General features: G+C 68.6%; 20 protein-coding genes and 1 pseudogene. 13 read left to right on the plus strand and 8 right to left on the minus strand.

The genetic code is table 11. The features are described from left to right. Positions 1-4: 4 nt before the first annotated feature. From ACE3SG_RS10325 to ACE3SG_RS10335, 3 genes are all read right to left on the minus strand, one after another. Entirely contained in the window at positions 5-670 is a 666-nt protein-coding gene (locus ACE3SG_RS10325; protein ID WP_374564765.1) for a response regulator, read from the minus strand. Next, positions 667-2,517: a type IV pili methyl-accepting chemotaxis transducer N-terminal domain-containing protein gene (locus ACE3SG_RS10330; protein ID WP_374564766.1), complete on the minus strand. Its 1,851-nt coding sequence runs from the start codon at positions 2,515-2,517 to the stop codon at positions 667-669. Before ACE3SG_RS10330 ends, ACE3SG_RS10325 begins: the two co-directional genes overlap by 4 nt. Positions 2,518-2,583: 66 nt before the next feature. Continuing rightward, on the minus strand, positions 2,584-3,315 hold the full coding sequence (locus ACE3SG_RS10335; RefSeq protein WP_374564768.1) for a Crp/Fnr family transcriptional regulator: 732 nt from the start codon (positions 3,313-3,315) through the stop codon (positions 2,584-2,586). Between the two features lie 268 nt (positions 3,316-3,583). On the opposite strand from ACE3SG_RS10335, the gene ACE3SG_RS10340 reads away from it, so the two are divergent. Continuing rightward, on the plus strand, positions 3,584-3,802 hold the full coding sequence (locus ACE3SG_RS10340) for a hypothetical protein (RefSeq protein ID WP_374564770.1): 219 nt from the start codon (positions 3,584-3,586) through the stop codon (positions 3,800-3,802). 13 nt (positions 3,803-3,815) lie between these two features. On the opposite strand, the gene ACE3SG_RS10345 is transcribed toward ACE3SG_RS10340, so the two are convergent. The 3 genes from ACE3SG_RS10345 to ACE3SG_RS10355 form a co-directional block, all read right to left on the minus strand. Beyond that, positions 3,816-5,726 carry a serine hydrolase domain-containing protein gene (locus tag ACE3SG_RS10345; RefSeq protein ID WP_374564772.1) on the minus strand — a complete coding sequence of 637 codons (1,911 nt, stop codon included), beginning with the start codon at positions 5,724-5,726 and terminating at the stop codon, positions 3,816-3,818. 156 nt (positions 5,727-5,882) lie between these two features. Continuing rightward, the gene (locus tag ACE3SG_RS10350; RefSeq protein ID WP_374564774.1) at positions 5,883-6,935 is read right to left on the minus strand and encodes an FAD:protein FMN transferase; all 1,053 of its coding nucleotides are present in this window, start codon (positions 6,933-6,935) and stop codon (positions 5,883-5,885) included. 20 nt (positions 6,936-6,955) lie between these two features. Further along, positions 6,956-7,357, minus strand: coding sequence for a cytochrome c5 family protein (locus tag ACE3SG_RS10355; protein WP_374564775.1), 402 nt, complete (start codon positions 7,355-7,357; stop codon positions 6,956-6,958). A gap of 199 nt (positions 7,358-7,556) precedes the next feature. Here ACE3SG_RS10355 and nosZ point away from each other — a divergent pair, with 199 nt between their 5' ends. From nosZ to ACE3SG_RS10390, 7 genes and pseudogenes are all read left to right on the plus strand, one after another. Further along, positions 7,557-9,488: a TAT-dependent nitrous-oxide reductase gene (nosZ, locus tag ACE3SG_RS10360; RefSeq protein WP_374564776.1), complete on the plus strand. Its 1,932-nt coding sequence runs from the start codon at positions 7,557-7,559 to the stop codon at positions 9,486-9,488. Positions 9,489-9,627: 139 nt separating this feature from the next. Further along, positions 9,628-12,221 (plus strand): annotated as a pseudogene (locus ACE3SG_RS10365) (4Fe-4S binding protein). 10 nt (positions 12,222-12,231) lie between these two features. Next, positions 12,232-13,491 carry a nitrous oxide reductase family maturation protein NosD gene (locus tag ACE3SG_RS10370; RefSeq protein ID WP_374564778.1) on the plus strand — a complete coding sequence of 420 codons (1,260 nt, stop codon included), beginning with the start codon at positions 12,232-12,234 and terminating at the stop codon, positions 13,489-13,491. Next, positions 13,463-14,404, plus strand: a complete 942-nt coding sequence (locus ACE3SG_RS10375; RefSeq protein WP_374564780.1) for an ABC transporter ATP-binding protein — start codon at positions 13,463-13,465, stop codon at positions 14,402-14,404. Before ACE3SG_RS10370 ends, ACE3SG_RS10375 begins: the two co-directional genes overlap by 29 nt. Before the next feature lie 5 nt (positions 14,405-14,409). Beyond that, positions 14,410-15,225, plus strand: a complete 816-nt coding sequence (locus ACE3SG_RS10380; protein WP_374564904.1) for an ABC transporter permease — start codon at positions 14,410-14,412, stop codon at positions 15,223-15,225. Beyond that, on the plus strand, positions 15,222-15,746 hold the full coding sequence (locus ACE3SG_RS10385; RefSeq protein WP_374564781.1) for a nitrous oxide reductase accessory protein NosL: 525 nt from the start codon (positions 15,222-15,224) through the stop codon (positions 15,744-15,746). The genes ACE3SG_RS10380 and ACE3SG_RS10385 overlap by 4 nt, the downstream gene beginning before the upstream one ends. Before the next feature lie 94 nt (positions 15,747-15,840). Continuing rightward, positions 15,841-17,271 carry a diguanylate cyclase domain-containing protein gene (locus ACE3SG_RS10390; RefSeq protein ID WP_374564783.1) on the plus strand — a complete coding sequence of 477 codons (1,431 nt, stop codon included), beginning with the start codon at positions 15,841-15,843 and terminating at the stop codon, positions 17,269-17,271. A gap of 70 nt (positions 17,272-17,341) precedes the next feature. On the opposite strand, the gene ACE3SG_RS10395 is transcribed toward ACE3SG_RS10390, so the two are convergent. Then, positions 17,342-18,241, minus strand: coding sequence for a LysR family transcriptional regulator (locus tag ACE3SG_RS10395; protein ID WP_374564784.1), 900 nt, complete (start codon positions 18,239-18,241; stop codon positions 17,342-17,344). A 139-nt stretch (positions 18,242-18,380) separates the two neighbouring features. Between ACE3SG_RS10395 and ACE3SG_RS10400 the strand changes: the two genes are divergently transcribed. Continuing rightward, positions 18,381-18,929 (plus strand): carboxymuconolactone decarboxylase family protein, encoded by a 549-nt coding sequence (locus ACE3SG_RS10400; protein ID WP_374564786.1) that lies wholly within the window; start codon positions 18,381-18,383, stop codon positions 18,927-18,929. Between the two features lie 35 nt (positions 18,930-18,964). Continuing rightward, positions 18,965-19,465, plus strand: coding sequence for a YHS domain-containing (seleno)protein (locus ACE3SG_RS10405; RefSeq protein WP_374564788.1), 501 nt, complete (start codon positions 18,965-18,967; stop codon positions 19,463-19,465). 79 nt (positions 19,466-19,544) lie between these two features. On the opposite strand, the gene ACE3SG_RS10410 is transcribed toward ACE3SG_RS10405, so the two are convergent. After that, positions 19,545-20,195, minus strand: a complete 651-nt coding sequence (locus tag ACE3SG_RS10410) for a YitT family protein (protein WP_374564790.1) — start codon at positions 20,193-20,195, stop codon at positions 19,545-19,547. A 158-nt stretch (positions 20,196-20,353) separates the two neighbouring features. On the opposite strand from ACE3SG_RS10410, the gene ACE3SG_RS10415 reads away from it, so the two are divergent. Genes ACE3SG_RS10415 through ACE3SG_RS10425 form a run of 3 tightly spaced genes read left to right on the plus strand, consistent with a single transcriptional unit; the run spans position 20,354 to position 22,094 of the window. Then, entirely contained in the window at positions 20,354-20,911 is a 558-nt protein-coding gene (locus ACE3SG_RS10415; RefSeq protein ID WP_374564791.1) for an iron transporter, read from the plus strand. Continuing rightward, entirely contained in the window at positions 20,911-21,252 is a 342-nt protein-coding gene (locus ACE3SG_RS10420; RefSeq protein WP_374564793.1) for a cupredoxin domain-containing protein, read from the plus strand. Before ACE3SG_RS10415 ends, ACE3SG_RS10420 begins: the two co-directional genes overlap by 1 nt. A gap of 11 nt (positions 21,253-21,263) precedes the next feature. Then, complete coding sequence (locus ACE3SG_RS10425; RefSeq protein ID WP_374564795.1) at positions 21,264-22,094, plus strand: FTR1 family protein; 831 nt, start codon at positions 21,264-21,266, stop codon at positions 22,092-22,094. Positions 22,095-22,176 lie beyond the last annotated feature (82 nt).

A 22,176-nucleotide genomic window follows, 5' to 3' on the forward strand; every position in this document is an offset into this window, starting at 1 on the left:
GCTCTTAGGCGCCGAGGTGCTCGGTCGCGTAGACGGCGGCTTGCACGCGCGAGCTGAGGCCCAGCTTGCGCAGGATGTGCTGCACGTGGATCTTCACCGTGGTTTCGGCGATCTCCAGTGCGCGCGCGATCTCTTTGTTGCTGGCGCCGCGGGCGATGTGGCGCACGATCTCGAGCTCGCGCGGCGACAGCGCCGGGCGCGTCGCCGCCTCGTCATCGTCGGCGGCGGGGCGCTGCTGCGCGCCGCGCAGCGCGGTGACCAGCTTGCCGGTCAGCTCGGGGCTGACGACGGTGTCGCCGCGGGCGCAGCGCTCGATCGCGTCGAGCAGGGCCGCGCCGTCGATCGTCTTCAGCACATAGCCTTGCGCACCGGCCTGCAGCGCGGTGGCCAGGTCCTGCTCGTCTTCGCTGACGGTCAGCATCAGCACCTTGGCCGCCGGCGCCGCGGCTTTCAGCTCGGGCAGCGCGTCGATGCCGCGCACGCCGGGCAGGTGGTTGTCCAGCAGCACCAGGTCGGGTTGCAGCTTGGCCGCGCCGCGGCGCGCCTCGCCGGCATCGGCCGCCTCGCCCACCACCTGCACCTGCGGGTACTGGGCGAGCAGCGCGATCAGGCCGCGCCTGAACAGGGTGTGGTCGTCGACGACGAGCAGGCGGATGGGTGTGTTGTTCATGAGTGGGCACGTGCCGGAACGCTCAGGGCCACGACGGTGCCTTCGCCCGGGGCCGATTGCACGCTGACTTCGGCGCCGATGCCTGCCGCGCGCTCGCGCATGATGCGCAGGCCCACGTGGCTCTCGCCGGGGTGGTCGGCCGGGTCGAAGCCGCGGCCGTCGTCGGCCACCTCGAAGCGCCACTCGGGCGATTGGCGAACGGTGAGCCGCACCTGGTGCGCGCCCGCGTGTTTGCGCACGTTCGACAGGGCCTCCTGCAGCACGTGCAGCACCTGCACCTGCTGGTCGGGCGGCAGCGGCACGCCGTGGCCCTGCATGTCCAGCTTGACCGGCAGGCCGGTCTGGTGCTCGAACTTCTGCACCGTGCTGCGCAGCGCGGGCTCGATGTCTTCGCCGCTGGTGCGGGTGCGGAAGTGCAGCAGCAGCTCGCGCACGTCGCTGTAGCTTTCGCGCACGCCGGTGTCGATCTCGCCGAGCGTGCGCTGGGCGGCGTCGGCATCGCCGCGGCGCAGCGATTCGCGCAGCAGCCCGACCTGGATCTTCAGGAACGCGAGCGACTGGGCGATCGAATCGTGCAGCTCTTGCGCCAGCATCGTGCGCTCGGCCGCGACGGCGGTCTCTTTCTCGGCCGCGGCGACGCGCAGGCTTTCGATGCCGCCGGCCAGGTGGCCGGCCAGCGTCTCGATCAGTGCCAGCTCGTCGGCATCGGCGGTGTGCGGGCTGCGGAAGAACAGGTCGATCTCGCCCAGCACGCGCTGGTGCAGCCGCACCGGCACCGTCAGCAGTGCCTCGAAGCCGGCCCGGCGGCAATGGCCCTGGCCCTGTGCCAGCTCGGCGGCGGTGACCCAGCGCACCTGGGCCTCGCCCGCCGGCTGGCCGCAGTGGCACCGGCCGGTGGGCAGGCACTGGCCCTGCGAGGCCAGCGTGGGCGGCAGGCCCTCTTGTGCCAGCAGCAGGTAGCGCTGGTTCGATTCGTCGGACCAGCGGATCGCCACCGCGTCGGCCGCGGCGGCGCGGCGCACCCGGCTGGCAAAGCCGCGCGCCAGGCCGTCCAGCGAGTCGGCGCGGGCCACCAGCTCGCTGACCTCGTACAGCGCACGCAGCCGCGCATGCTCGACCTCGAGCGTGTTGGTCTTCTCTTCGACCTTGCTCTCGAGGTCGCGGTACAGCGTGGCCAGGTGCTCGGCCATGTCGTTGAAGCCATTGGCCAGCTCGCCGAACTCGTCGGCCACGTCGATCGTGACGCGGGCGCCGAAGTCACCCGCGCGGATGCTGGCCAGGCCCTGGCCCAGGCGGCGCAGCGGGTCCAGCACGAGCAGGTGGCTGGCGAACAGCATCAGCACGGCACTGGCGATCGCCAGCGGCACCATCGCCATCTGCGCCCCGCGCAGCACCGCGGTCCAGTACGACATGCGTTGCTCGATCGACGAGACGAAGTGGTCGATGCGCCCGACCAGCGCGTCGATGTCGGATTCGGGCACCGGGTCGCCGGCCAGCCAGCGGCCACGCAGCCCGCCCCAGGCCTCTCGCACGTCGGCGTAGGCGTTGCGGGCTTCGTCGCTCCAGGGGATGAACAAGGGCCGCGACGGGTCGCCGCGGCGCAGCAGTTCGAGCGTGTTGTCCAGCTGCTGGGCCGATGCCCGCAGCGCGATCGGGTCGTCGGCCTCTGCGCGCAGCGCCAGCCGGTAGCTCATCATGCGCAGCCGGCCCGCCTCGTTGACGGCGGCGGCGCCGCCTTCGAGCTGCCAGGTGACCCACAGCGTCAAGGCGATCGACGCCAGCGCCACCAGCAAGAAGGTCGTGCCGGTGGCGACCAGCTTGAACGCAAGGGTCTGGCGGGGCCGCATGGCCGCACTCTAGGGTCGCGACCCGGCGGGCGGCTTGATGGCGGTCAAGCCGTTTCGCGCCTGGGGCTACGCGGCGGCCAGGCGTTGCAACGCGCGTTCGTCGAGCACGCGGATGCGGGCACCCTTGACGTCGATGGCGCCCATCTCGCGCAGGCGCCGCAGCATGCGCGAGAAGGTGGCGGGGGAGGTGCCGATTTGCGAGGCGACCACGCTCTTGCGCTCGGCCAGCACCACGGTGTTGCCGTCGTTGGCCTCGTGCAGCGCCTCAAGCAGCCAATCGGCGCTGCGGGCCAGCGTGTCCTTGGTCAGCAGGTTGTGCGCGGTCTGCATCGAGCCCCGCACATGGCTGGCCAACAGGCCCAGCAGCGCGCGCGCCAGCGTGGGCTGGCGTTGGCACAGCGCCTCGACCTCGGCGATCGGGAACGCATAGACCTTGCTGTCGATGTCGGCCACGCAGCGCTCCTTGACCGGCTGGCGCAGCCAGGCGCTGGCCGCGTCCAGCCACTGGCCCCGGTGCAGCGAGCGCAGCGGCGGTGCCTTGCCATCGACACCGCCGGCCGTCACGCAGCCGCTGGCGACCAGCCACAGGGCCGGCTCGTCAGGCGCCTGGTGCCAGAGGCTGCTGCCGGCGGCCACGCGGTGCATCTGCCCGATGCGCGCAAGCGCCCGTGCATCGGCCAGGGGCAGCGCGGTGGGCAGGCAGGCCTGTTGCAACAGGCCGACCAGGCCGTCGCTGTCGCTGAAGTCGGGTTTCGGCGCGGAACCCGCAATCGTTCGGGCAAGGGAGACGGTTTCCATGGCGTGTCGGTACGGACGTGGTGGTGAGGCCACTTTCAGCACCTGAAGCAAGCATGGAATTGTGGGAGGTCAAAGTCCGCCGCCGGTGAACTTGATCCAGATCATCCCGCGGCGGCCGTGCGGGCCGGTGCGGCCAGGGAAACCGTTTACAGGCCCGCGACCCGCCGTTCACCCACCGTTGCCGTTCGTTGCCTCGCGTTGGCCGAGCGTTGCCAGATGCCGCCCACAGTGGCGCCATCGACTCTCACCTTGGCATCTGGAGGTCACGATGAACACCACGCCAAACGGCTCACCCGCCTGTGTCGATCACCTGCTGCGTTTTCGCTCGCTGTTCGACGAAGGCCGCGGTTTTGCGTTCCCGTGTGACGCGCAAGGCCACGTCGACCTGGCGGCCTTGAGCCCACGCGCGTTGAACAACTACCTGTTCGCCCACACGCTGATCGGGCGCGACTTCAGCACGCCGGCGATCGAGACGGTGGTGCATTGAGCGCCGCCAGTGCCTACAGCGCCCAGGTGCGCAGCGGCAGCCATGCGATGGCCGCTGCGTAGGTAGCAATGCTGGCTAGGGCCAGCGACGACAGGCCGACATAGGCACGAATCCAGCGCGGGGCGGCGTGGTTGCGAACCGTCGACACCACCCCCGTCAATGCGAGCAATGGATACAGCACGCTGCAGGCGAGGATCAGCACCGAATAGGGGCCGATGCTCGCCAATTGCTGGACGGCGGTGCCGCCGGAGCCTGACAAGGCCAGCAAAGGCAGCGCGAGAGTGGCCACCAATGCGGCCACGGCCGCCAAGGGCAGCAAGCGAAAACACAAGCCGCCTTTGCTGGCCAGACGCCCGCGCCGGTAGGCAAGGACCCAGGGGATCAGCATGACGATGCCCACCAGCAGCGCCAGCACCAGGATCACGCCCAGCAGCCACAGCCCGGCCACATGCCACAGCGTCACTTTCCGTTGGGCCGAGGTGGTGTTGATCTTGAAGACCGCACCGTCCTGCTCGACGAAGGCCACGGTGGCTTCGCTGCGGTCCGCGCGGCGAAAGCTGTGGGGCCCGGTCGGCAGAAAATCTTTGCCGCCTACGAGCAACTTGCCCTGGCCGGCCACCACCCGGCTCAGGCCGAGGACCTCGGCGTAGGGCCGCAGCAGGTCACTGGGCGGCGTGATCGAACGATAGAAGCCCGCGTATTTCTGCAGCTCGGCAGGGCTGAGCGGCACCGTCGCCGGCGGGTCCAGCGGCAGCCCCCGTGTCAGCCAGCGCTGGATCAGGTGCGCGGCCGGGCTGGCGAAGTCGACGCCCTCACCGCCATTGGCCATCAGCACGTAGCCGGATCCGTTGCGCAGGGTGTAGCCCAGCACCGACGTGAACGAATCGATGCTGCCGTTGTGCCCTCGAAAGGTGATGCCGCTGTCGGCGATCGGCGTGTTGCCCAGGCCGTAGCCGTTGCCGAAACCGAACTTCGCACCCAGGTTGGACTCGGCGCGCTCGATGCGTGCCACCGATTCGGGCGTCAACAGTTGCCGGCCGTCCACGCTGCCGCGCCCGACATAGAAGCGCGCCAATTGGGCCAATTCATGGGCGCTGACGACGAGGGAGCCAGCCGGCTTCAGCACGATGTGTTGGTACGGCGTGGGCGCCCCATCCGACCCGTAGCTCTTGGCCATGCTGCTGGCCAGGGCGGGCGTCAGCGAAAAGTCGGCGCCGCGCATGCCCATCGGCACGAGGATGGCCGCTCGCATGTAGTCGTCGAAGGTCTGGCCCGTGACCTTCTCGATCGCGTAGCCGGCCACGGCGGGGCCGGCGTTGTTGTAGACCGGGAACGTCCCTGGTTTCCACTGGCTGGTGAAGCCGGTGCTGCTGAACTCGATGCCTTGCAAGGTCGACCAGGTCGCCTCGCTCTTGGACAAGACCCGCGTCGAAATATCGGGCCAGCCGGTGGTGTGTTCCAGCAAGTGCACCAGGCGCACGGGGTTGGTCTGTTCCCAGGGGTTGGTGAAGGGGATTTCCGGCGCCATGGTGTGCAGCGGTGCATCGAGTGCCAGCCGCCCACGTTCGACCAAGGCCATGACCCCGATGGCCGTGAGGCCCTTGGCGATGGAGCCGGCCCGAAAAGGGGTCGCGGCCGTGGCAGGGACTTGCTTCGCCACATCGGCGAATCCATAGCCCTTCTCAAAGGTGATCTGGCCGTTCTCGATCAGAACCACCGAGGCGCCGGGCACCGCACCGGCCTTGAACAGCTCGGCCAGTTGGCGGTCCAGGCCCGCGATGTCGCTCGGCAGCGCCGCTTCGTCGGCAGCCGCACCAGCCTTGCCGCCGAGCAGCAGCGTGCCGATCAGCATGCCCAGCGGCAGCCAAAGGCGCGCGCGCCGTGATGCCGGCGCGCCGCGCCCTCCATTGAAAGTCAGTCGCATGCAGCCTGCTCGTTTGATTGGGTCGGCGCACTGTAGGGACGGCACCCTTCGAGCCGCCCCACCATGCGACAGGCTGCACGAGCCGTAGGACCAAATGCATGGGCACCCCCGCACGAGGCGGCGGTGCATCGAGCGCAGCGTCGCGCGGGCGCTGGGTTAGGCGGCGGCCAGGCGCTGGCGCAGTGACGGCGTGATCCACACGCTGTCGTCGCGCCCGACGATCAGGCCTTCGACGCCTGGGGTGCTGCGGATCAGCTCGCGCGCTGGTGAGGTGCCCAGCACCATCGCCGCCGCGCCCAGGCCGTTCAGGGCGGCCAACTCGTTGCCCACCAGTGTCACGCCGTGCGGGCCGTTCACCGGGTAGCCGGTCTTCGGGTCGAGCAGGTGGTGGTAGCGCCGCCCGTCGCGCACGAAGAAGCGCTCGTAGTCGCCCGACGAAGCGACGAAGCCTTCGCGGATCTCGAGCGCGCCGAGCAGGCGGGCCGGCTGGCGCGGGTCGCGCACGCCCACGCGCCAGGGGCGGGCCGCCGGGCGGCTCATCGCCACCACGTCGCCGCCGCCGTTGATCAGGGCGGTGTCCAGCCCACGCTGCTTCAGCGTCTGCAGGCCGGCTTCGAGGATGTACAGCTTGGCGATGCCGCCGGGGTCGACCCGCATGCCGCGCCGCGTCAGCTGCGCGGTGCCGTCGCGCGGCGACAGCAGCAGGTGCCGGTAGTCGACATCGGGCAGGTGGCGGGCGATGTAGGCCGAGGTCGGCATGCGCGGGTTCTGCGGATCGAAATGCCACGACCCGACCGACCCGATGGTCACGTCGAACGCGCCATCGCTGCGGCGGGACATGGCCTGCGCCATCTGCAGCACCTGCATCAGCTCGGGCGGCACCGCCACCGGCATCAGGCCGGCGGCCAGATTGATGGCGGCGATGCGGCTGGTCGACTCGTAGTGGCTCATCATCGCGCTGAGCGCGGCCATGCGGTCGAACGCCGCGTCGAGCGCGGGCCGCAGCAGCGCGGCGTCGCTCGACTCGGCCGCGATGTCGACCTGGGTGCCCATCAGCGTGCGCGAGTCGCGCAAGCGTGCGGGCGGGTTGGACTGGGCGTTGGACAGCGGCCAGGCGGCCACGCAGGCCGCCATGGCCGTGGCCTGGACGAAGCGGCGCCGGCCGGCGTCGGGCGGGTGAGGGGCCGCGAAGCGGGGGGCGCCGTTCATCGGATGCACCTGCCGGTGGATCAGCGCGAAGCGTCGACCATGTGGTCGACGGCGGCCTTGACCTCGTCGTCGGTCAGGGCGGCGTTGGCGCCGCGCGCAGGCATCTGGCCCTTGCTGCCGGTGAAGCCTTCGAGCGCGTGTTTGTAGAGCACGTCCTTGCCCTGCGCGATGCGCGGGCCCCAGTCGGCCTTGTCGCCCGGCTTGGGCGCGCCGGCCACGCCGGCGGCATGGCACAGCGCGCAGGTCTTGCCGAAGACCGACTTGCCCAGGGTGTTCTCGGCCACGGCGGGGGCGGGCGCCGGGGCAGGGGCCGGTGCGGCGGCCGGGGCCGGCGTCGAGGCCGGCGCCGCGCTTTCCTGCTTGCCACAAGCAGAGAGCAGGGCAGCGGCACACAGGGTCAAGGTGAGGGTCAGGTGTTTCATGGCGAAGCAGGTGTCGGTGAAATGGATGGGAGTGGGGCAATTGGAACCTTTGCGATGCACCTTTTACTTGACGCAGCGCAAGCCCGTCAAGCGATCACCCGCCGATCATTCGCTCAGCCAAAGAAGGTGCGCGGCGGCCCACGCTGCCGATCTGCACTGCATCTCGTAGTGAGTGACCGAACCGATCGAGGAACCCTCCATGAAAGAAGGCACGAAGAACACGTCCGATTCCGACACCGGCATGGGGCGTCGGCGATTCTTGAACTCCGCCGCGGCCGCAGGCCTGGCGGGGGTGGGCATGGCCGCATGCTCCGAGAAGCCGGCCACCGCCGTGGCACCGGCCGCCAGCGGCAGCGCCAGCGGGCACGCCGAAGGCAGCAGCAAGGTGCACCTGAAACCCGGTGAGCTGGACACCTATTACGGCCTGTGGAGCGGTGGCCACACCGGCGACATGCGCGTGCTGGGTCTGCCGTCGGGCCGCGAGATCACCCGCATCCCGTGCTTCGTGCCCGATGCGCTGGTGGGCTGGGGCGTGACCAACGAGTCGAAGGACGTGATGGGCCGCAAGGCCGACGGCAGCCTGCGCTACACGGTGGCCGACACCCACCACACGCACGCTTCGTACAAGGACGGCAACTACGACGGCCGCTACGCCTGGATCAACGACAAGATCAATGCCCGCATCGCGCGCATCCGGCTCGACTACTTCGTCTGCGACAAGATCACCGAGCTGCCCAATGTGCAGGGCTTCCACGGCATCTTCCCCGACAAGTGCGACCCGGTCGACCCGAAGATCAACTACACGACGCGCGTGTTCTGCGGCGCCGAGTTCCACATCCCGCTGCCGAACAACGGCGCCGACATCGACAAGCCGGAGAAGTACCGCGCGCTGTTCAGTTGCGTCGACGCCGAGTCGATGGAGGTGCGCTGGCAGGTGCTGATCGACGGCAACTGCGACCTGACCGCCACGTCATACGACGGCAAGCTGGCCGCGACCAACCAGTACAACGTCGAGAACGGCGTGAAGTACGAGGACATGATGTCCGCCGAGCGCGACGCCTGCCTGTTCTTCAACGTCGCCCGCATCGAGGCGGCGGTGAAGGCCGGCAAGTTCAAGACCTACGGCGACTCGAAGGTGCCGGTGGTCGACGGCACGCGCGAATCCAACAAGGACCCGAAGACCGCGCTGACCGCCTACGTGAGCGTGCCCAAGAACCCGCATGGCGTGAACGCTTCGCCCGACGGCAAGTACTTCATCTGTGCCGGCAAGCTCTCGCCCACCTGCACGGTGATCGAACTGGCCAAGGTGCTCGACTGGTTCGACGGCAAGCTCGAAAAGCTCGATTCGGCGATCGTCGCCGAGGTGGAAGTGGGCCTGGGCCCGTTGCACACCGCCTTCGACGGCCGCGGCAACGCCTACACCACGCTGTTCCTCGACAGCGCGCTGGTCAAGTGGAACGTCGAGGCCGCGATCAAGTTCCACGCCGGTGACAAGAACGCCAAGTACGTGGTCGACCGGCTCGACCTGCAGTACCAGCCGGGCCACGTCAACGCCTCGCAATCGGAAACCAAGGCGGCCGACGGCAAGTGGCTGTGCGTGGGCTGCAAGTTCTCGAAAGACCGCTTCCTGCCGGTCGGCCCGCTGCACCCCGAGAACGAACAGCTGATCGACATCTCGGGCGAGAAGATGGTGCTGATGGCCGACCACCCGGTGCGCGGCGAGCCGCACGATTTCATCATCTTCAAGCGCGAGCTGCTGCACCCGAAGCAGGTCTACACGCTCGACGAATTCCCGCTCGCGGTGAAAGACCCGAAGGACAGCGGCGTCGAGCGCAATGGCCGCAAGGTCACCGTGAGGCTGACGTCGCAGGCGCCGGCCTTCAGCCTGCGCGAGTTCAAGGTGAAGAAGGGCGACGAGGTCACGCTGATCCTGACCAACCTGGACAAGGTCGAAGACCTGACCCACGGTTTCGCGATCCCGAAATACAACGTGAACTTCATCGTCAACCCGCAAGAGACGAAGTCGGTCACCTTCATCGCCGACAAGCCCGGCGTGTTCTGGTGCTACTGCACCCACTTCTGCCACGCGCTGCACCTCGAAATGCGCAGCCGCATGATCGTGGAAGCTTAGCCCCCACGCTCCCTGCCGGTCGCTGCCCCCCGAGGGGGCTCGCGCAGCGGACCGGCAGAGCCGGATCCGCGCACGCCACTTGGATGGTGGCGTGCGCGAGGATCGGCGGAGTCGGATGCGCCTCAACCACTGACCCTCCATGAACCTGCTCGCCCTTGTGCTGCGCCTGTGCGTGGCGGCCGCTGCATTGCTGGCTGCGCCGTCAATCTGGGCCACCGCTTACGAAGCCGCGCTGCCGGCCGAGATCCACAGCGCGAAGAAGCTGTGCGATTTCGCGCCGTGTGCCGATGTGTTCCCCGGCGCGACCTCGTTTTCCGAGCGCAAGGGCCAACCCCCTTATGTCGAGGCGTATGCCGACGAGCAGGGCAAGCCCAAGCTGCTCGGCTATGTGATGCTGTCGACCGACATCACCGACACGCCGGCCTATTCCGGCAAGCCAGTGGTGACGCTGATCGGCATGGATCTGAAAGGCCGCTTCGTCGGCGTCAAGGTGCTCAAGCACTCCGAGCCGATCCTGCTGCTGGGCATCCCTGAAACCGCGCTGACGAAGTTCAACGACCAGTACCTGGGCAAGTTCGTCGGCGACAAGATCGAGATCGGCCGCTCGCGGCCCGACGAGGGCATCATCGGCCTCGACGCGATCTCGGGCGCCACCGTGACGGTGATCGCGCAGAACCAGGTCATGATGACCTCGGGCGGCGCGGTCGCGCGGCAGACCGGCATCCTTGCGCCGACGATCCGCCCGCAGGCGAAGTTCGTTGCCACCGGTCGAACATCCGACTGGCCCACGCTGGTCAAAGAAGGCGCCGTGCAGCGTCTGGTGGTGCAACCCGAACAGGTCGGGCTGGACCGATCGGCCACCCCCTTCATCGAGCTGTGGTTCGGCTACCTGAACCAGCCCGACATCGGCCGCTCGCTGCTCGGCGAGGCCGGCTGGACCAGCCTGATGGCGCAGCTGAAGCCGGGCGAACATGCGCTGTTCGTGATCCGCACCCAAGGTGCCGAGTCGTTCAAGGGTTCGGGCTTCGTGCGCGGCGGCATCTACGACCGCGTGCAGGTGCACCAGGGGCTGGACACCTTCACCTTCCGCGACCTCGATTACCTCAATCTCTACGGCCTCGAAGCCGCCGGTGCGCCGAGCTTCAACGAGTCGGCGATCTTCATCGTGCGTTCGCCGGCGTTCTCGGCCGCGTTCCCGTGGAAGCTGAGCCTGCTGGGCAACCGCGTCGACCGCGCTACCGGCACCCGCAGCTTCGCCAACTTCGACACCGAATACTGGCTGCCGGCGGCCACGCTGGAAGGCGGCCGCCCGGTGATCGACAAGCCCGACGCGCCGTGGCTGAAGGTCTGGAAGGCGAGGGTGGTCGAGATCGTGCTGTTCGTCGCGCTGCTGGTCGGCGTGGCGGTGGTCTATGCGCTGCGCGACCAACTGACGCGCCGTTCGACCCGCAAGAACAAGTGGCCGGTCAACGCCTTCAAGTATTCGGCCTGGCTGATCAGCATCGGCTTCGTCGGCTTCGGGTTGATGGCGCAGCCGTCGATCACGCAGGTGCTGACCTGGTTCCACGCGTTGCTGTTCCACTGGACCTGGGAGCTGTTCCTCAGCGACCCGTTCGTGTTCCTGTTCTGGGTCTTCATCGCGATCACCGTGTTCGTCTGGGGCCGTGGCCTGTTCTGTGGCTGGCTGTGCCCCTTCGGCTCGCTGTCTGAGCTGCTGTTCAAGCTCGGCGGGCTGGTCGGCCTGAAGCGCTTCCAGTTCGCCCTGCCCAAGCCGCTGCACGACAAGCTCAAGTGGATCAAGTACGGCGTGTTCTTCGGCCTGCTGGTGGTGTCGGTGTTCTCGATGGGCTGGGCCGAGATGCTGGCCGAGGTCGAGCCGTTCAAGACCACCTTCCTGGTCGGCTGGTTCCAGCGCTCGTGGCCGTACACGCTGTTTGCCGGCGCGTTGCTGGGCATCTCGATCTTCGTCGAGCGGCCGTTCTGCAAATACCTGTGCCCGCTGGGTGCGTCGCTGGCGATGCCGTCGACCTTCCGCTGGTTCGGGCTGCGGCGCAAGCAAGAATGCAGCACCTGCAAGGCCTGCGCCGTCGGCTGCGGCTCGCTCGCGATCGACGCCGATGGCCGCATCGACCACCGCGAGTGCCTGCACTGCCTGGACTGCATGATCCTCTACACCGACAGCCACGCCTGCCCGCCGCTGGCCAAGGAGCGCAAGCAGCGCGAGCGCCAGGGCCAGCCGCTGACACGCATCGGCCGCGACGGCTATTTCATCCCCATCTACCCGGCAAAGGACTGAGGCCCATGGTCGACCCCCGCATGCCCACCGACCCGGCCGAGCCCTCGTATGCCGCCGGTCAACCCGGCGTCTGTGGCTGGCTGTGTGCCGAAGCCTGGGACCATGTCTGGCCCTGGCGCCGTGGCGCACCACAACCCAGCCGTGCACTGCAAGCGGCCGGTGTCTCGCTGGCACTGGCCGCGACGATCGTCTGGGGCCTGGCCGCGCTCGGCGAGCTGCGTGCCGGCGCGGTGATCGGCTGGTGGTTCGGCTGGAGCGTCTACGAGGTCATCATCCGCCTGGGCGCCAAGCGCTACGTGAAAGACGGGCCCTGGTGGGGCCGGCGCTACCGCGTGGCCAGTGTGATGGACATGCTGTGCTACGTGGGCTTCAAGAACCTGCTGATCGGCGCGGCGCTGTTCCTGGTGCTCAAGGCGCTGGGAGGGCTGGCCGAGTGAAGGCGATGCGATGAAGTGGCTCGCCTGCCTGCTGTGCCTGCTGCCGCTGTGGTCGCAGGCCGCGACCTGGACGGTTCACCCCGGTGAGGCGATCCAGCCGGTGCTCGACCACGCCGCCGCGGGCGACATGGTCGAGGTGCAGCATGGCCACTACCTGGGCAACCTGCTGATCGACAAGCCGCTGACCTTGCGCGGCCTGGGCCGCCCCACGATCAGCGGCGGCATGCAGGGCGACACGATCCGCGTGACCGCACCCGACGTGACGATCGAAGGCCTGATCGTGCGCGACTCGGGCGACAGCCTGCTGGCCCAGAACGCCGGCATCTACGTGCGGCCCGGCGCGCACCGCGCCGTCGTGCGGCACTGCGACCTGGTCTACAACCTGTTCGGGCTGTGGATCGAGAAGGCCAACGACGTGCATGTCGAGCAGAACCTGATCGTCGGCAAGCGCGAATACGCGTCGTCGCAGCGCGGCAACGGCGTGCAGCTCTACAACACCACCGGCGCGCGCATCATCGGCAACCAGATCAGCTTCGTGCGTGATGCGCTCTATGTCGACGTGTCGCACCACGCGATCTTTCGCGGCAACCGGCTGCACCACAGCCGCTATGGCACGCACTACATGAACTCGTACCACAACCTGTGGGAAGACAACGACACCTACTTGAACCGCGGCGGCCTCGCATTGATGGAAGTGCGAGACCAGGTGGTGCGCAACAACCGCGCCTGGGGCAACAGCGACCACGGCATCATGCTGCGCACCTTGCAAGACTCGCTGATCGAGAACAACGTGGTGGCCGGCAACGGGCGTGGCTTCTTCATCTACGACGTCGAGTACGCGCAGATCAAGGGCAACCTGGTGGTCGACAACGCGATCGGCGTGCACCTGTCGGCCGGCTCGACCCGCAACCAGGTCGAGGGCAACGACTTCGTCGGCAACCGCGAGCAGGTGCGCTACGTGGGTGCGCGCGACGAGACCTGGGGCGCCGAACACGGCAACCACTGGGACAACTACCTCGGCTGGGACCGCGACGGCGACGGCCGCGGCGACGTGCGCTACGAGGCCAACGACATCGTCGACCGCCTGGTCTGGCAACACCCGTCGGCCAAGTTGCTGCTGGCCAGCCCCGCGGTGCAGGCGCTGCGCCTGGTGGGCCAGCAGTTCCCGGTGCTGCGCGTGCCCAGCGTCGTCGACCCGAAGCCGCAGATGCGGCCGGCCCACCCGAACTGGAGCGAATGGAATGGAAAGCAACACCCGGCCGGGCGCTGACCCGTCGGCCTGCGCCATCACGCTGCGCGGGGTGGCCAAGCACTACGGCGCGGTGCGCGCCGTGGATGGTGTCGATCTCGACATCCGGCGCGGCGAGGTCTTCGGCCTGATCGGCCGCAACGGCGCAGGCAAGAGCACCTTGTTCAAGATGATGCTCGGGCTGGTCAAGGCCGACGCGGGCAGCTTGCTGATCCAGGGCGCGCCGGTCAACGAGCGCAGCTTTCGCAGCGTGCGGCGCGGCATCGGCTACCTGCCCGAGAACGTGGTGCTCTACGACAACCTCAGCGGCCTGGAGACGATGCGCTACTTCGCCCGCCTGAAGGGCGTGGCGCTCACCGAGTGCGAGGCCGTGCTCGACCGCGTGGGCCTGGGCGCCGCGGCCAAGCGCGCCGTGCGCGAGTACAGCAAGGGCATGCGCCAGCGCCTGGGCTTTGCGCAAGCGCTGCTCGGCTCGCCGCGCGTGCTGTTTCTGGACGAACCCACCACCGGGCTGGACCCGGAGGCGACGCGCGCGTTCTACCAGACGCTGCGCCAGCTGCGCGACGCAGGTGTGACGATGATCATCACCTCGCACATCCTGGCCGAGTTGCAAGAGCGGGTCGACCGGCTGGCCATCCTGTCGGCCGGGCGCATCCAGGCCCTGGGCAGCGTGCAAGAGCTGCGCGAGCACATGGCCTTGCCGCTGAGGTTGGAGGTGCTGGCCCACGAGGCGGGGGCCGACGCGGTGGCGGCGGCGCTGGCGCGGCTGCCGGTGCAAGACCTGCAGCGCCAGGGCCTGCGCTCGCACGCCAACTGCCCGCGCCCGGCGAAGATGGCGGTGCTGGGTGCGCTGGCCGCGCTCGATGGCGCGGTGCGTGATGTCGTGGTCCACGAGCCGTCGCTCGAGGACGTCTTCTTCGGCTTTGCAGATTGACCATGATGGAACTGCGTCAGGTGTTCGCCGTCGCGATGAAAGAGTTGCGCGACCGTTTGCGCAACCGCTGGGTCGTGGCGGTGGCGCTGGTGTTCGCGGCGCTGGCCCTGGTCATCGCCTACTTCGGCGGCGCCCAGCAAGGGGCGGTGGGCCTGCGCTCGATCGAGTTCACGATCGCCAGCCTGGTCAGCCTGGTGATCTACCTGATCCCGCTGATCGCGTTGTTGCTGGGCTTCGATGCGATCGTGGGCGAGCGTGAACGCGGCTCGCTCGAGCTGGTGCTGACGCTGCCGATCACGCGGCTCGAGCTGCTGCTGGGCAAGTACCTCGGGCTCGCCGCGGCGCTGACCCTGTCGACGCTGGTCGGCTTCGGGCTGGTGGCGGTGCTGCTGGTGGTGCAAACGGGAACCGCGGGGCTCGAACCCTACCTCGGTTTCATGTTCAGCTCGGTGCTGCTGGGGCTGGCCTTCCTGAGCCTGGCGGTGATGCTGTCGGTGCTGGCGTCAGACCGGGCGCGCGCCTCGGGCCTGGCGATCGCGCTGTGGTTCTTCTTCGTGCTGGTGTTCGACCTGCTGCTGCTGGGCCTGCTGGTGGCCACCGGCGGCGAGACCGGCGGCGCGTGGTTCCCGTACCTGCTGCTGCTGAACCCGGCCGATGTGTTCCGCATCCTGAATGTCTTTTCACTCGACGAGGTGCGCAGCCTTTATGGCCTCGCCAGCATCGTTCCGTCGGCCCTGGCCAAGCCTTGGCTGATGGGCCTGGTGATGCTCGGCTGGATCGTTGCGCCGCTCGGCATCGCGACCTGGAGATTCCGACCATGAACCGCCGCCGCCTGTTGCTGCTGGCCGCCTGCGCCACGCCCACCGCCTTGTTGATCGGCTGCGGCCGATCGGTCACCGAAGAGGCCGTGGCACCGGTCGAGATCGACGGCGCCACGACCTGCGACCTCGACGGCATGCTGCTGGCCGACTACCCCGGGCCGAAAGCGCAGATCCATTACGTGGGGCAGGCCGTGCCGACCTACTTCTGCGACACGGTCGAGATGTTCGCCACGCTGCTGCGGCCCGAGCAGGTGCGCGCGGTGCGCAAGGTCTTCGTGCAGGACATGGCCAAGGCCGACTGGGAACAGCCGCGCGGCCACTGGTTCGATGCCAAGACCGGCTTCTACGTTGTCGGCAGCAAGCGGCACGGCTCGATGGGCCCGACGATCGCCAGCTTCGCCGCCGAGGCCGATGCCAAGACCTTCGCCGCGGCGAATGGTGGCAAGGTGCTGGCCTTCGCGCAGGTCACGCCGGACATGGCCGACCTGGGCGGTGGTGCGGTGCACGACACGCGCATGTAGCGGTGGCGGCTGGCCGCACCTGGAGCGCCGCGCGCGGTGTGAGGCGGCGCCATCGGGTGTAAAAACACGGCACGTGCACACGAAAGGGCATGCCGTGGTTCAGTCTGCCTCGTCGCCAGAGCCGCAGGGCATTCCTGCCCATATCCTGGACTCGCCGGACCTGCACCGGCACATCCTCAGCTCGGTGAGCGACGGCATCCATGTCATCGACATGCAGGGCCGGGTGATCATCGAGAACGATGCCTCGGTGCGCATGCTGGGCTGGTGCGACGACTGTCTGGTGGGCAAGCTCGGCCATGCCGCCATTCACCACCACCACGCCGACGGTTCGGCCTTCCCGCTGCAGGACTGCCCCATCTTCGCCACCGTCCAGGACGGTGTGCCGCGCGAGGTGTCGGAAGACGTCTTCTGGCGACAAGATGGCAGCAGCTTTCCGGTCGAGTACCGCACGGCACCGCTGTGCGACGCGGGCGGCAATCGCTATGGCGTGACGGTCGTGTTCAGGGACATCACCGAGCGCAAGCGCGCGGCGCTGCTGCAGGCCACCTTGCACGCCATTTCGGAGTGCGCGCACGACTGCGAATCTCCCGCCGCGCTGTACCCGCAAGTGCATCGCATCATCTCGGCCATCCTGCCGGCCGGTCATCTGCATGTGACCTTGCGTGAGGGCGATGCAGGCGGCCTGAGCTTTCCCTATTGGGCGGATGACCAGGTGCCGGCGCCGCCGGTTGTGCCTTGGGCCGAGACACCGCTCACGTCGCAGGTGATGTCGGCCGGGCAGCCCATTCTTGCCACGACCATCGAGGGCAGCGAGACGCTGGACCCGACACCGGGCCCTTGCAACTGGCTGGGGGTGCCTTTGCATGCCGAGCACCAGCTCATCGGGGCGCTGGTCGTGCAGACGCGCGCGGGGCAGCGCCACTACACGCCCGCCGACCGGGAGCTGCTGCAGTTCGTGTCGACCCAGTTGGCCACCTCGATCGAGCGCACCCAGCGCGACGCGCAGCTGCGCCACATGGCGCAGTTCGATGCCTTGACCGATCTGCCCAACCGCACCCTGTTCTACGACCGTCTTGACGCGGCCCTGAGCCAGGCTCGGCGGCGCGGCGAGCATCTGGCGTTGCTGTTCATCGATCTGGACAAGTTCAAGCCCGTCAACGATGACTTCGGCCACGCGGTGGGCGATGCGCTGTTGGTGGCTGTGGCGGGGTGCATACGCCGCCTGCTGCGAGCATCGGACACGGTCGGGCGCGTGGGCGGCGACGAATTCGTGGTGGTCTTGCACCCCATGGCGGCCGCCGCCGATGCCGCGGCGGTGGCCGAGAAGATACGCGCGGCGCTGGACCAGCCCTTCGAACTGGCGGGCCAGCGGCTGCAGATCTCCGCCAGCATCGGTGTGGCCGTCTACCCAGCCGATGGCGCCGACGGCGACGCCTTGGCCCGTGCGGCCGACGAAGCGATGTACCGGGCCAAACGGCAGGGCAGCAACCGGGTCGTCCTGGTCGGGGCCGAGCCCGAAGCGTAGAGCGCTTGGGCTCGCTTCGAGATGCTCATCTGAGCCCGGAGTGGATGCGAGGCCCGGCCTCGCCCCCGACTCAGTTCAACGCGGCCTGCGCGCGCAGCCGCTCGATCGCCAGGTCGAGGAAGGCGCGCGCCTTTTGCGATGCGTGCCGGCCTTCACGGTGCACCAGATGGATTGGCAAAGGGGCCGCCTCGTACTCGCTCAGAACGACCTGGAGGCGGCCCTCCTGCACATGCTGCGCGATCTGGTACGACATCAAGCGTGAGACGCCGAAGCCCGCCACCACCGCGGCCACCGCCGAGTCGTTGGTGGTGGTGACCATGCGCGGCGCCAACTTGACGACCTTGGGCGCGCCGTTTTCGACCAGGCGCCATTCCGGCGCCGGCGTCACGCCGGTGGCCGAGACGATGGTGTGGTGCATCAAGTCGTCGGGCGTTGCCGGGCTGCCGTGCGCGGCAAGGTAGTCGGGCGACGCACAGATGACGCGCCGCACCTGCCCGACACGCACGGCCTGCATGCTGGAATCGGGCAGCTCGCCGATGCGCACGGCCACATCGATGCCTTCGTCCATCATGTTCACGACGCGGTCCAGGAACCAGCACGACGCGTTCACTTCCGGGTAGCGCTGAAGGTACTCGGTGATGATCGGTGTGACGAACAGCGCGCCGAACAACACCGGGGCCGTCAGCGTCAAGCGCCCGCGGGGGGCACCATGCATGCCGCTCACCGACTCGTTGGCCTCTGCCAGGTCGGCCAGGATGCGCCGGCAGTCTTCGACATACCGAGCCCCCGCCTCGGTGACGCGCACCACGCGCGTCGTGCGGGTGAACAGGCGCACGCCGAGGTGCGACTCCAGAACGCTGATCGCCCGCGTCACGGCGGGTGGTGAGAGGTTGAGCTTGCGTGCGGCGCCGGCGAAGCCACCCGCGTCGACCACGGCCACAAAGACGTTGATCAGGTGCAGTTGGTCCACTATTACTCCGGGCGAAACGGTGTCTTAGATGTGGCGGTGATTCTAATCATCGAGTGGATCAACGACAGTGCATTCATTCGCTGCACGCCGCCGCGAATCGAACCAAGAACCTCATTCACGACCCACCCGGAGTTCCACCATGTCTCGACTCAGCATCCCCACCGTTGACCAGTCTCTGGCCGCTTCCAAGCCGCTGCTCGCCGCCGTGCAGCAGCAACTGGGCGTGGTGCCCAACCTGATGAAGCTCGTGGGCCACAGCCCCGCCGCGCTCGAGGGTTACCTGGCGTTGAACGGCGCACTCGCCAAGGGCAAGCTCAGCGTGCAACTGCGTGAACGCATTGCGCTGACCGTGGCCGAATACAACGCTTGCGACTATTGCCTCTCGGCCCACGCCTACCTGGCGACCAACGTCGCCAAGGTCAGCGCCGCCGAAGTCGACGCGGCGCGTGATGCACGCTCGGACGACGCTCGCACCGCTGCCGCGCTGAAGTTCGCGCGCCGGGTTGCCGAATCGCGCGGCCGCGTCAGCGATGCCGACCTGGCCACCTTGCGGGCGGCGGATTTCGACGAGGCCAGCGTGATCGAGATCGTGCTGAACGTGGCACTCAACGTGTTGACCAACTATGTCAACAACGTCGCGTCGACCGACATCGATTTCCCCGTGGTCACGGCCAAGGCCACTGCCTGACACACCCAAACGATTCACATTCCGAGGATTTCACTATGCGTACCCAGTTTGTCGGCCGCTCGCTGTTGGCCACCCTGATTTCCGTGGCGGCCGCGTTGGCCGTGCTGCCTTCGTCGGCCCAGGCCTATGACGAAAACTCCACCAGCGCGCTCAACGTCGACGCGCAGGGCATTGCCGTCAAGGGCCACGACGTGGTGGCCTATTTCATGGACGGTGCGCCGACCCCCGGCAAGCCCGAATTCAGCGTCAAGCACGACGGCGTGACCTACCAGTTCGCCACCGCCGCCCACCGCGACGCCTTCAAGGCCAGCCCGGCGAAGTACGCGCCCCAATACGGTGGTTTCTGCGCCATGGGCGTGGCGCTGGGCCGAAAGCTCGACGGTGACCCGACCGCGTGGAAGATCGTCGACAACAAGCTCTACCTGAACGTCAACAAGGACGTGCAGAAGAAGTGGCTGGAAGACGTGCCGGGCAACCTGGTGAAGGCCGACGGCAGCTGGCCGCAGATCAAGACCAAGGCGCCCAAGGACCTTTGAGCGCCAAGGCGGCATTGCCCGCCTGGCGAAAGGGGCTGCACGCTCGGCGCGCGCCCCTCATGCGCCCCTTATGCGCCCTTCACGCGTCCCTCAGGTGCCTTCCCCCAGGGCGCAGCTGCTCGCGCCCACCGCCAAGTGACGGGCTTGGCCGGTGGTTCCACAGCAGCACGAGGTTCAACGCGAGCGAGCCGACGATCGAATAGGCGACGCGGCCGGGCTCGAACGACACCAGCGCGGCCAGCAAGATGGCCGCGTCGACCGCCATCTGCACCGCGCCGGCACGCCAGCCGCAGCGGCGCTGCAGGCTCAGCGCCAGCACGTTGACGCCGCCCAGGCTGGCCCGGTGGCGAAACAGCACGATCAGGCCGACACCGATCAGCGTGCCGCCGGCGATCGCCGCGTACAGCGGGTGCACGGCGCGCAGGCTCAGCAAGCGGGCCACCAACTCGACGCCCACCGACAAGGCGCTCACCGCGGCCAGCGTGCGCAGCGTGAAGCGCAGCCCGAGCTCGCGCCAGGCCAGCAGGTAGAACGGCAGGTTGACGGCGAACAGCGCGGCGCCCAGCGGCAGGCCGGTGGCGTAGCTGAGCAAGAAGGCGATGCCGGGGGTGCCACCCGTCAACAGGCCGGCGCTGCCGATCAGCGACAGGCCGAGCGAAACCAGCAGGATGGCCGTGGCCAGCGCTTGCAGGTCGTCGACCAGCGGATGGGGTGTGGTGCGGTGGGGCATGCTGCCTGCCAGTGTCGTGCGGATCCTCGCGCGCCCGGTTGAGATGGCGCAAGCGTTGGTCAATCGAGGCAACCCCGTGGGTCTTTGTCGTGGATCAAACCCATGCGGCGGGTGAGTGGAGATGATGCGAATCATTCCTATTCATTCGACATGCACCCATGGGACCCTCTTTGATTCGCGCCGCACTCGTGGCGGCTGCCGTCGCCGGCATCGGCGCGCCCGCCGCGGCGCTCGAGTACCCGATCGGCTCGCCGCAGAAGCTGGCGGGCATGGAGATCGGCGCGGTCTACCTGCAGCCGGTCGAGATGGAGCCCGACGGCCACATGCGCAAGGCCGCCGAATCCGACGTGCACATCGAGGCCGACATTCACGCGCTGGACCACAACCCGCATGGCTACACCGAGGGCGCGTGGGTGCCCTTTCTGTTCGTGCGCTACGAGATCCGCAAGCAAGGTGGTGGCGAGCCGATCGTCGGCGACTTCATGGCAATGGTGGCCAGCGACGGGCCGCACTACGGCGACAACGTCAAGCTGCAAGGCCCTGGCCGCTACCACTTGAAGTACACGGTCTACCCGCCGAGCGCGACAGAGAACCCGATCGGCCACCACTTCGGCCGCCACACCGACCGCGCGACCGGCGTGCAGCCCTGGTTCAAGCCCTTCGCCGTGGAATGGGACTTCACCTTCGCCGGCGTCGGCAAGAAGGGCGGGTACTGATGTTTCGCCAACGACTTGCATCGGCGCTGGCAGCAGCCTTGGCCACGGTGATGACCGTCGGCGCGGTGGCTGCCGAGTTGCCGACCTACCCGGTCGTCGTGCGCGACGGCCGCATCGAGCCCGCCACGCTGGCCGTGCCCGCCGGCGTGCGGCTGCGGCTGGCGGTGAGCAACGGGGGCACCGGCCCCTGCGAGTTCGAGAACCTCGGCCTGCGCATCGAGAAGGTGCTCGCGCCCGGCGCCGCGTCGACCGTGGTGTTGCCGCCGCTGCGCCCGGGCAGCTACCAGTTCGTCGATGAATTCCACCCCGACGGCGCGCCGCTCACGCTGACCGCCAAGTAAAGGCTGCTTCGATGTTCCACACCTTCATCGTCGTCTGGCGCGAAAGCGTCGAGGCGCTGCTCATCATCGGCGTGCTGCTGGCCTGGATCGCCCGCCAGCCGGCGCCCGCCCCCTTGCGGCGCGGGCTGTGGGCCGGCGCCGCCGGCGGCGTGGGCCTGGCCGGGTTGCTGGGCGTGGCGACGCTGTTGGCGCAGTCCGAGCTGCAAGGCCAGGCGCTGGACGCCGTGCGGCTGACGGTCACGCTGGGTGCCGCGGCGCTGATCCTGCAGATGGTGGCGTGGATGCGCCGGCACGGTGCCTCGATGCGCCACACGCTCGAAGCCAAGGCCTCTCGCGTGTCGGGCGCCTCGGGCGTGGCCTGGGTCGCCGCGCTGGCGGTGGCGCGCGAAGGCGCCGAGACGGTGGTCTTTCTGTGCGGCATCGGCTGGGAAACCGGCGGCACGGCCGCCGCGCGCTGGCTGGCGGGCTTGGGCGGGCTGCTGGCTGCGCTGGCTTGCGCCTGGCTGCTGGGGCGCGGTGCGCGCTCGCTCGGCACGCGCCGGTTGATGCGGTTGAGCGAGGTGCTGCTACTGATCGTCGCCGCCTCGCTGGTGGCCACTGGCATCGACCAGATGATCGCGCTCGACTGGCTGTCACCGGGCTGGGACCCGGTCTGGGACAGCGCCCGGCTGCTCGACGACAGCACCGGCCTGGGCCGTGTGCTGGCCGACTTTGCCGGCTACCGCGCCCGGCCATCGGCCACCCTGTTGGCGGGTTATGCGGGCTTCTGGCTGCTGGCCTGGGCGCTGCTTTCGCGGGCCGGCAAGCCGGCGGCAACGGCGCCAGCACGATGCGCCGCGTGATCCCGATCGCGGTGGCGCCGTTGCCGGCCGCTGCCGTGGGCCACACGCCGGCGCCGCGGCCCTGGCCGGCGCGCCTGGGCGA

The organism is Ideonella sp., assembly GCF_041914305.1.
GTDB lineage: Bacteria > Pseudomonadota > Gammaproteobacteria > Burkholderiales > Burkholderiaceae_C > Ideonella.

Bases quoted from the DNA above. Each gene is read 5' to 3' on its own strand.
- ACE3SG_RS10330 (WP_374564766.1), bottom strand. From the start codon at position 2,517: ATGCGGCCCCGCCAGACCCTTGCGTTCAAGCTGGTCGCCACCGGCACG.
- ACE3SG_RS10425 (WP_374564795.1), top strand. From the start codon at position 21,264: ATGTTCCACACCTTCATCGTCGTCTGGCGCGAAAGCGTCGAGGCGCTG.
- ACE3SG_RS10340 (WP_374564770.1), top strand. From the start codon at position 3,584: ATGAACACCACGCCAAACGGCTCACCCGCCTGTGTCGATCACCTGCTG.
- nosZ (WP_374564776.1), top strand. From the start codon at position 7,557: ATGAAAGAAGGCACGAAGAACACGTCCGATTCCGACACCGGCATGGGG.
- ACE3SG_RS10405 (WP_374564788.1), top strand. From the start codon at position 18,965: ATGCGTACCCAGTTTGTCGGCCGCTCGCTGTTGGCCACCCTGATTTCC.
- ACE3SG_RS10335 (WP_374564768.1), bottom strand. From the start codon at position 3,315: ATGGAAACCGTCTCCCTTGCCCGAACGATTGCGGGTTCCGCGCCGAAA.
- ACE3SG_RS10375 (WP_374564780.1), top strand. From the start codon at position 13,463: ATGGAAAGCAACACCCGGCCGGGCGCTGACCCGTCGGCCTGCGCCATC.
- ACE3SG_RS10355 (WP_374564775.1), bottom strand. From the start codon at position 7,357: ATGAAACACCTGACCCTCACCTTGACCCTGTGTGCCGCTGCCCTGCTC.
- ACE3SG_RS10415 (WP_374564791.1), top strand. From the start codon at position 20,354: ATGGGACCCTCTTTGATTCGCGCCGCACTCGTGGCGGCTGCCGTCGCC.
- ACE3SG_RS10345 (WP_374564772.1), bottom strand. From the start codon at position 5,726: ATGCGACTGACTTTCAATGGAGGGCGCGGCGCGCCGGCATCACGGCGC.
- ACE3SG_RS10380 (WP_374564904.1), top strand. From the start codon at position 14,410: ATGGAACTGCGTCAGGTGTTCGCCGTCGCGATGAAAGAGTTGCGCGAC.
- ACE3SG_RS10350 (WP_374564774.1), bottom strand. From the start codon at position 6,935: ATGAACGGCGCCCCCCGCTTCGCGGCCCCTCACCCGCCCGACGCCGGC.
- ACE3SG_RS10420 (WP_374564793.1), top strand. From the start codon at position 20,911: ATGTTTCGCCAACGACTTGCATCGGCGCTGGCAGCAGCCTTGGCCACG.
- ACE3SG_RS10370 (WP_374564778.1), top strand. From the start codon at position 12,232: ATGAAGTGGCTCGCCTGCCTGCTGTGCCTGCTGCCGCTGTGGTCGCAG.
- ACE3SG_RS10325 (WP_374564765.1), bottom strand. From the start codon at position 670: ATGAACAACACACCCATCCGCCTGCTCGTCGTCGACGACCACACCCTG.
- ACE3SG_RS10410 (WP_374564790.1), bottom strand. From the start codon at position 20,195: ATGCCCCACCGCACCACACCCCATCCGCTGGTCGACGACCTGCAAGCG.
- ACE3SG_RS10385 (WP_374564781.1), top strand. From the start codon at position 15,222: ATGAACCGCCGCCGCCTGTTGCTGCTGGCCGCCTGCGCCACGCCCACC.
- ACE3SG_RS10400 (WP_374564786.1), top strand. From the start codon at position 18,381: ATGTCTCGACTCAGCATCCCCACCGTTGACCAGTCTCTGGCCGCTTCC.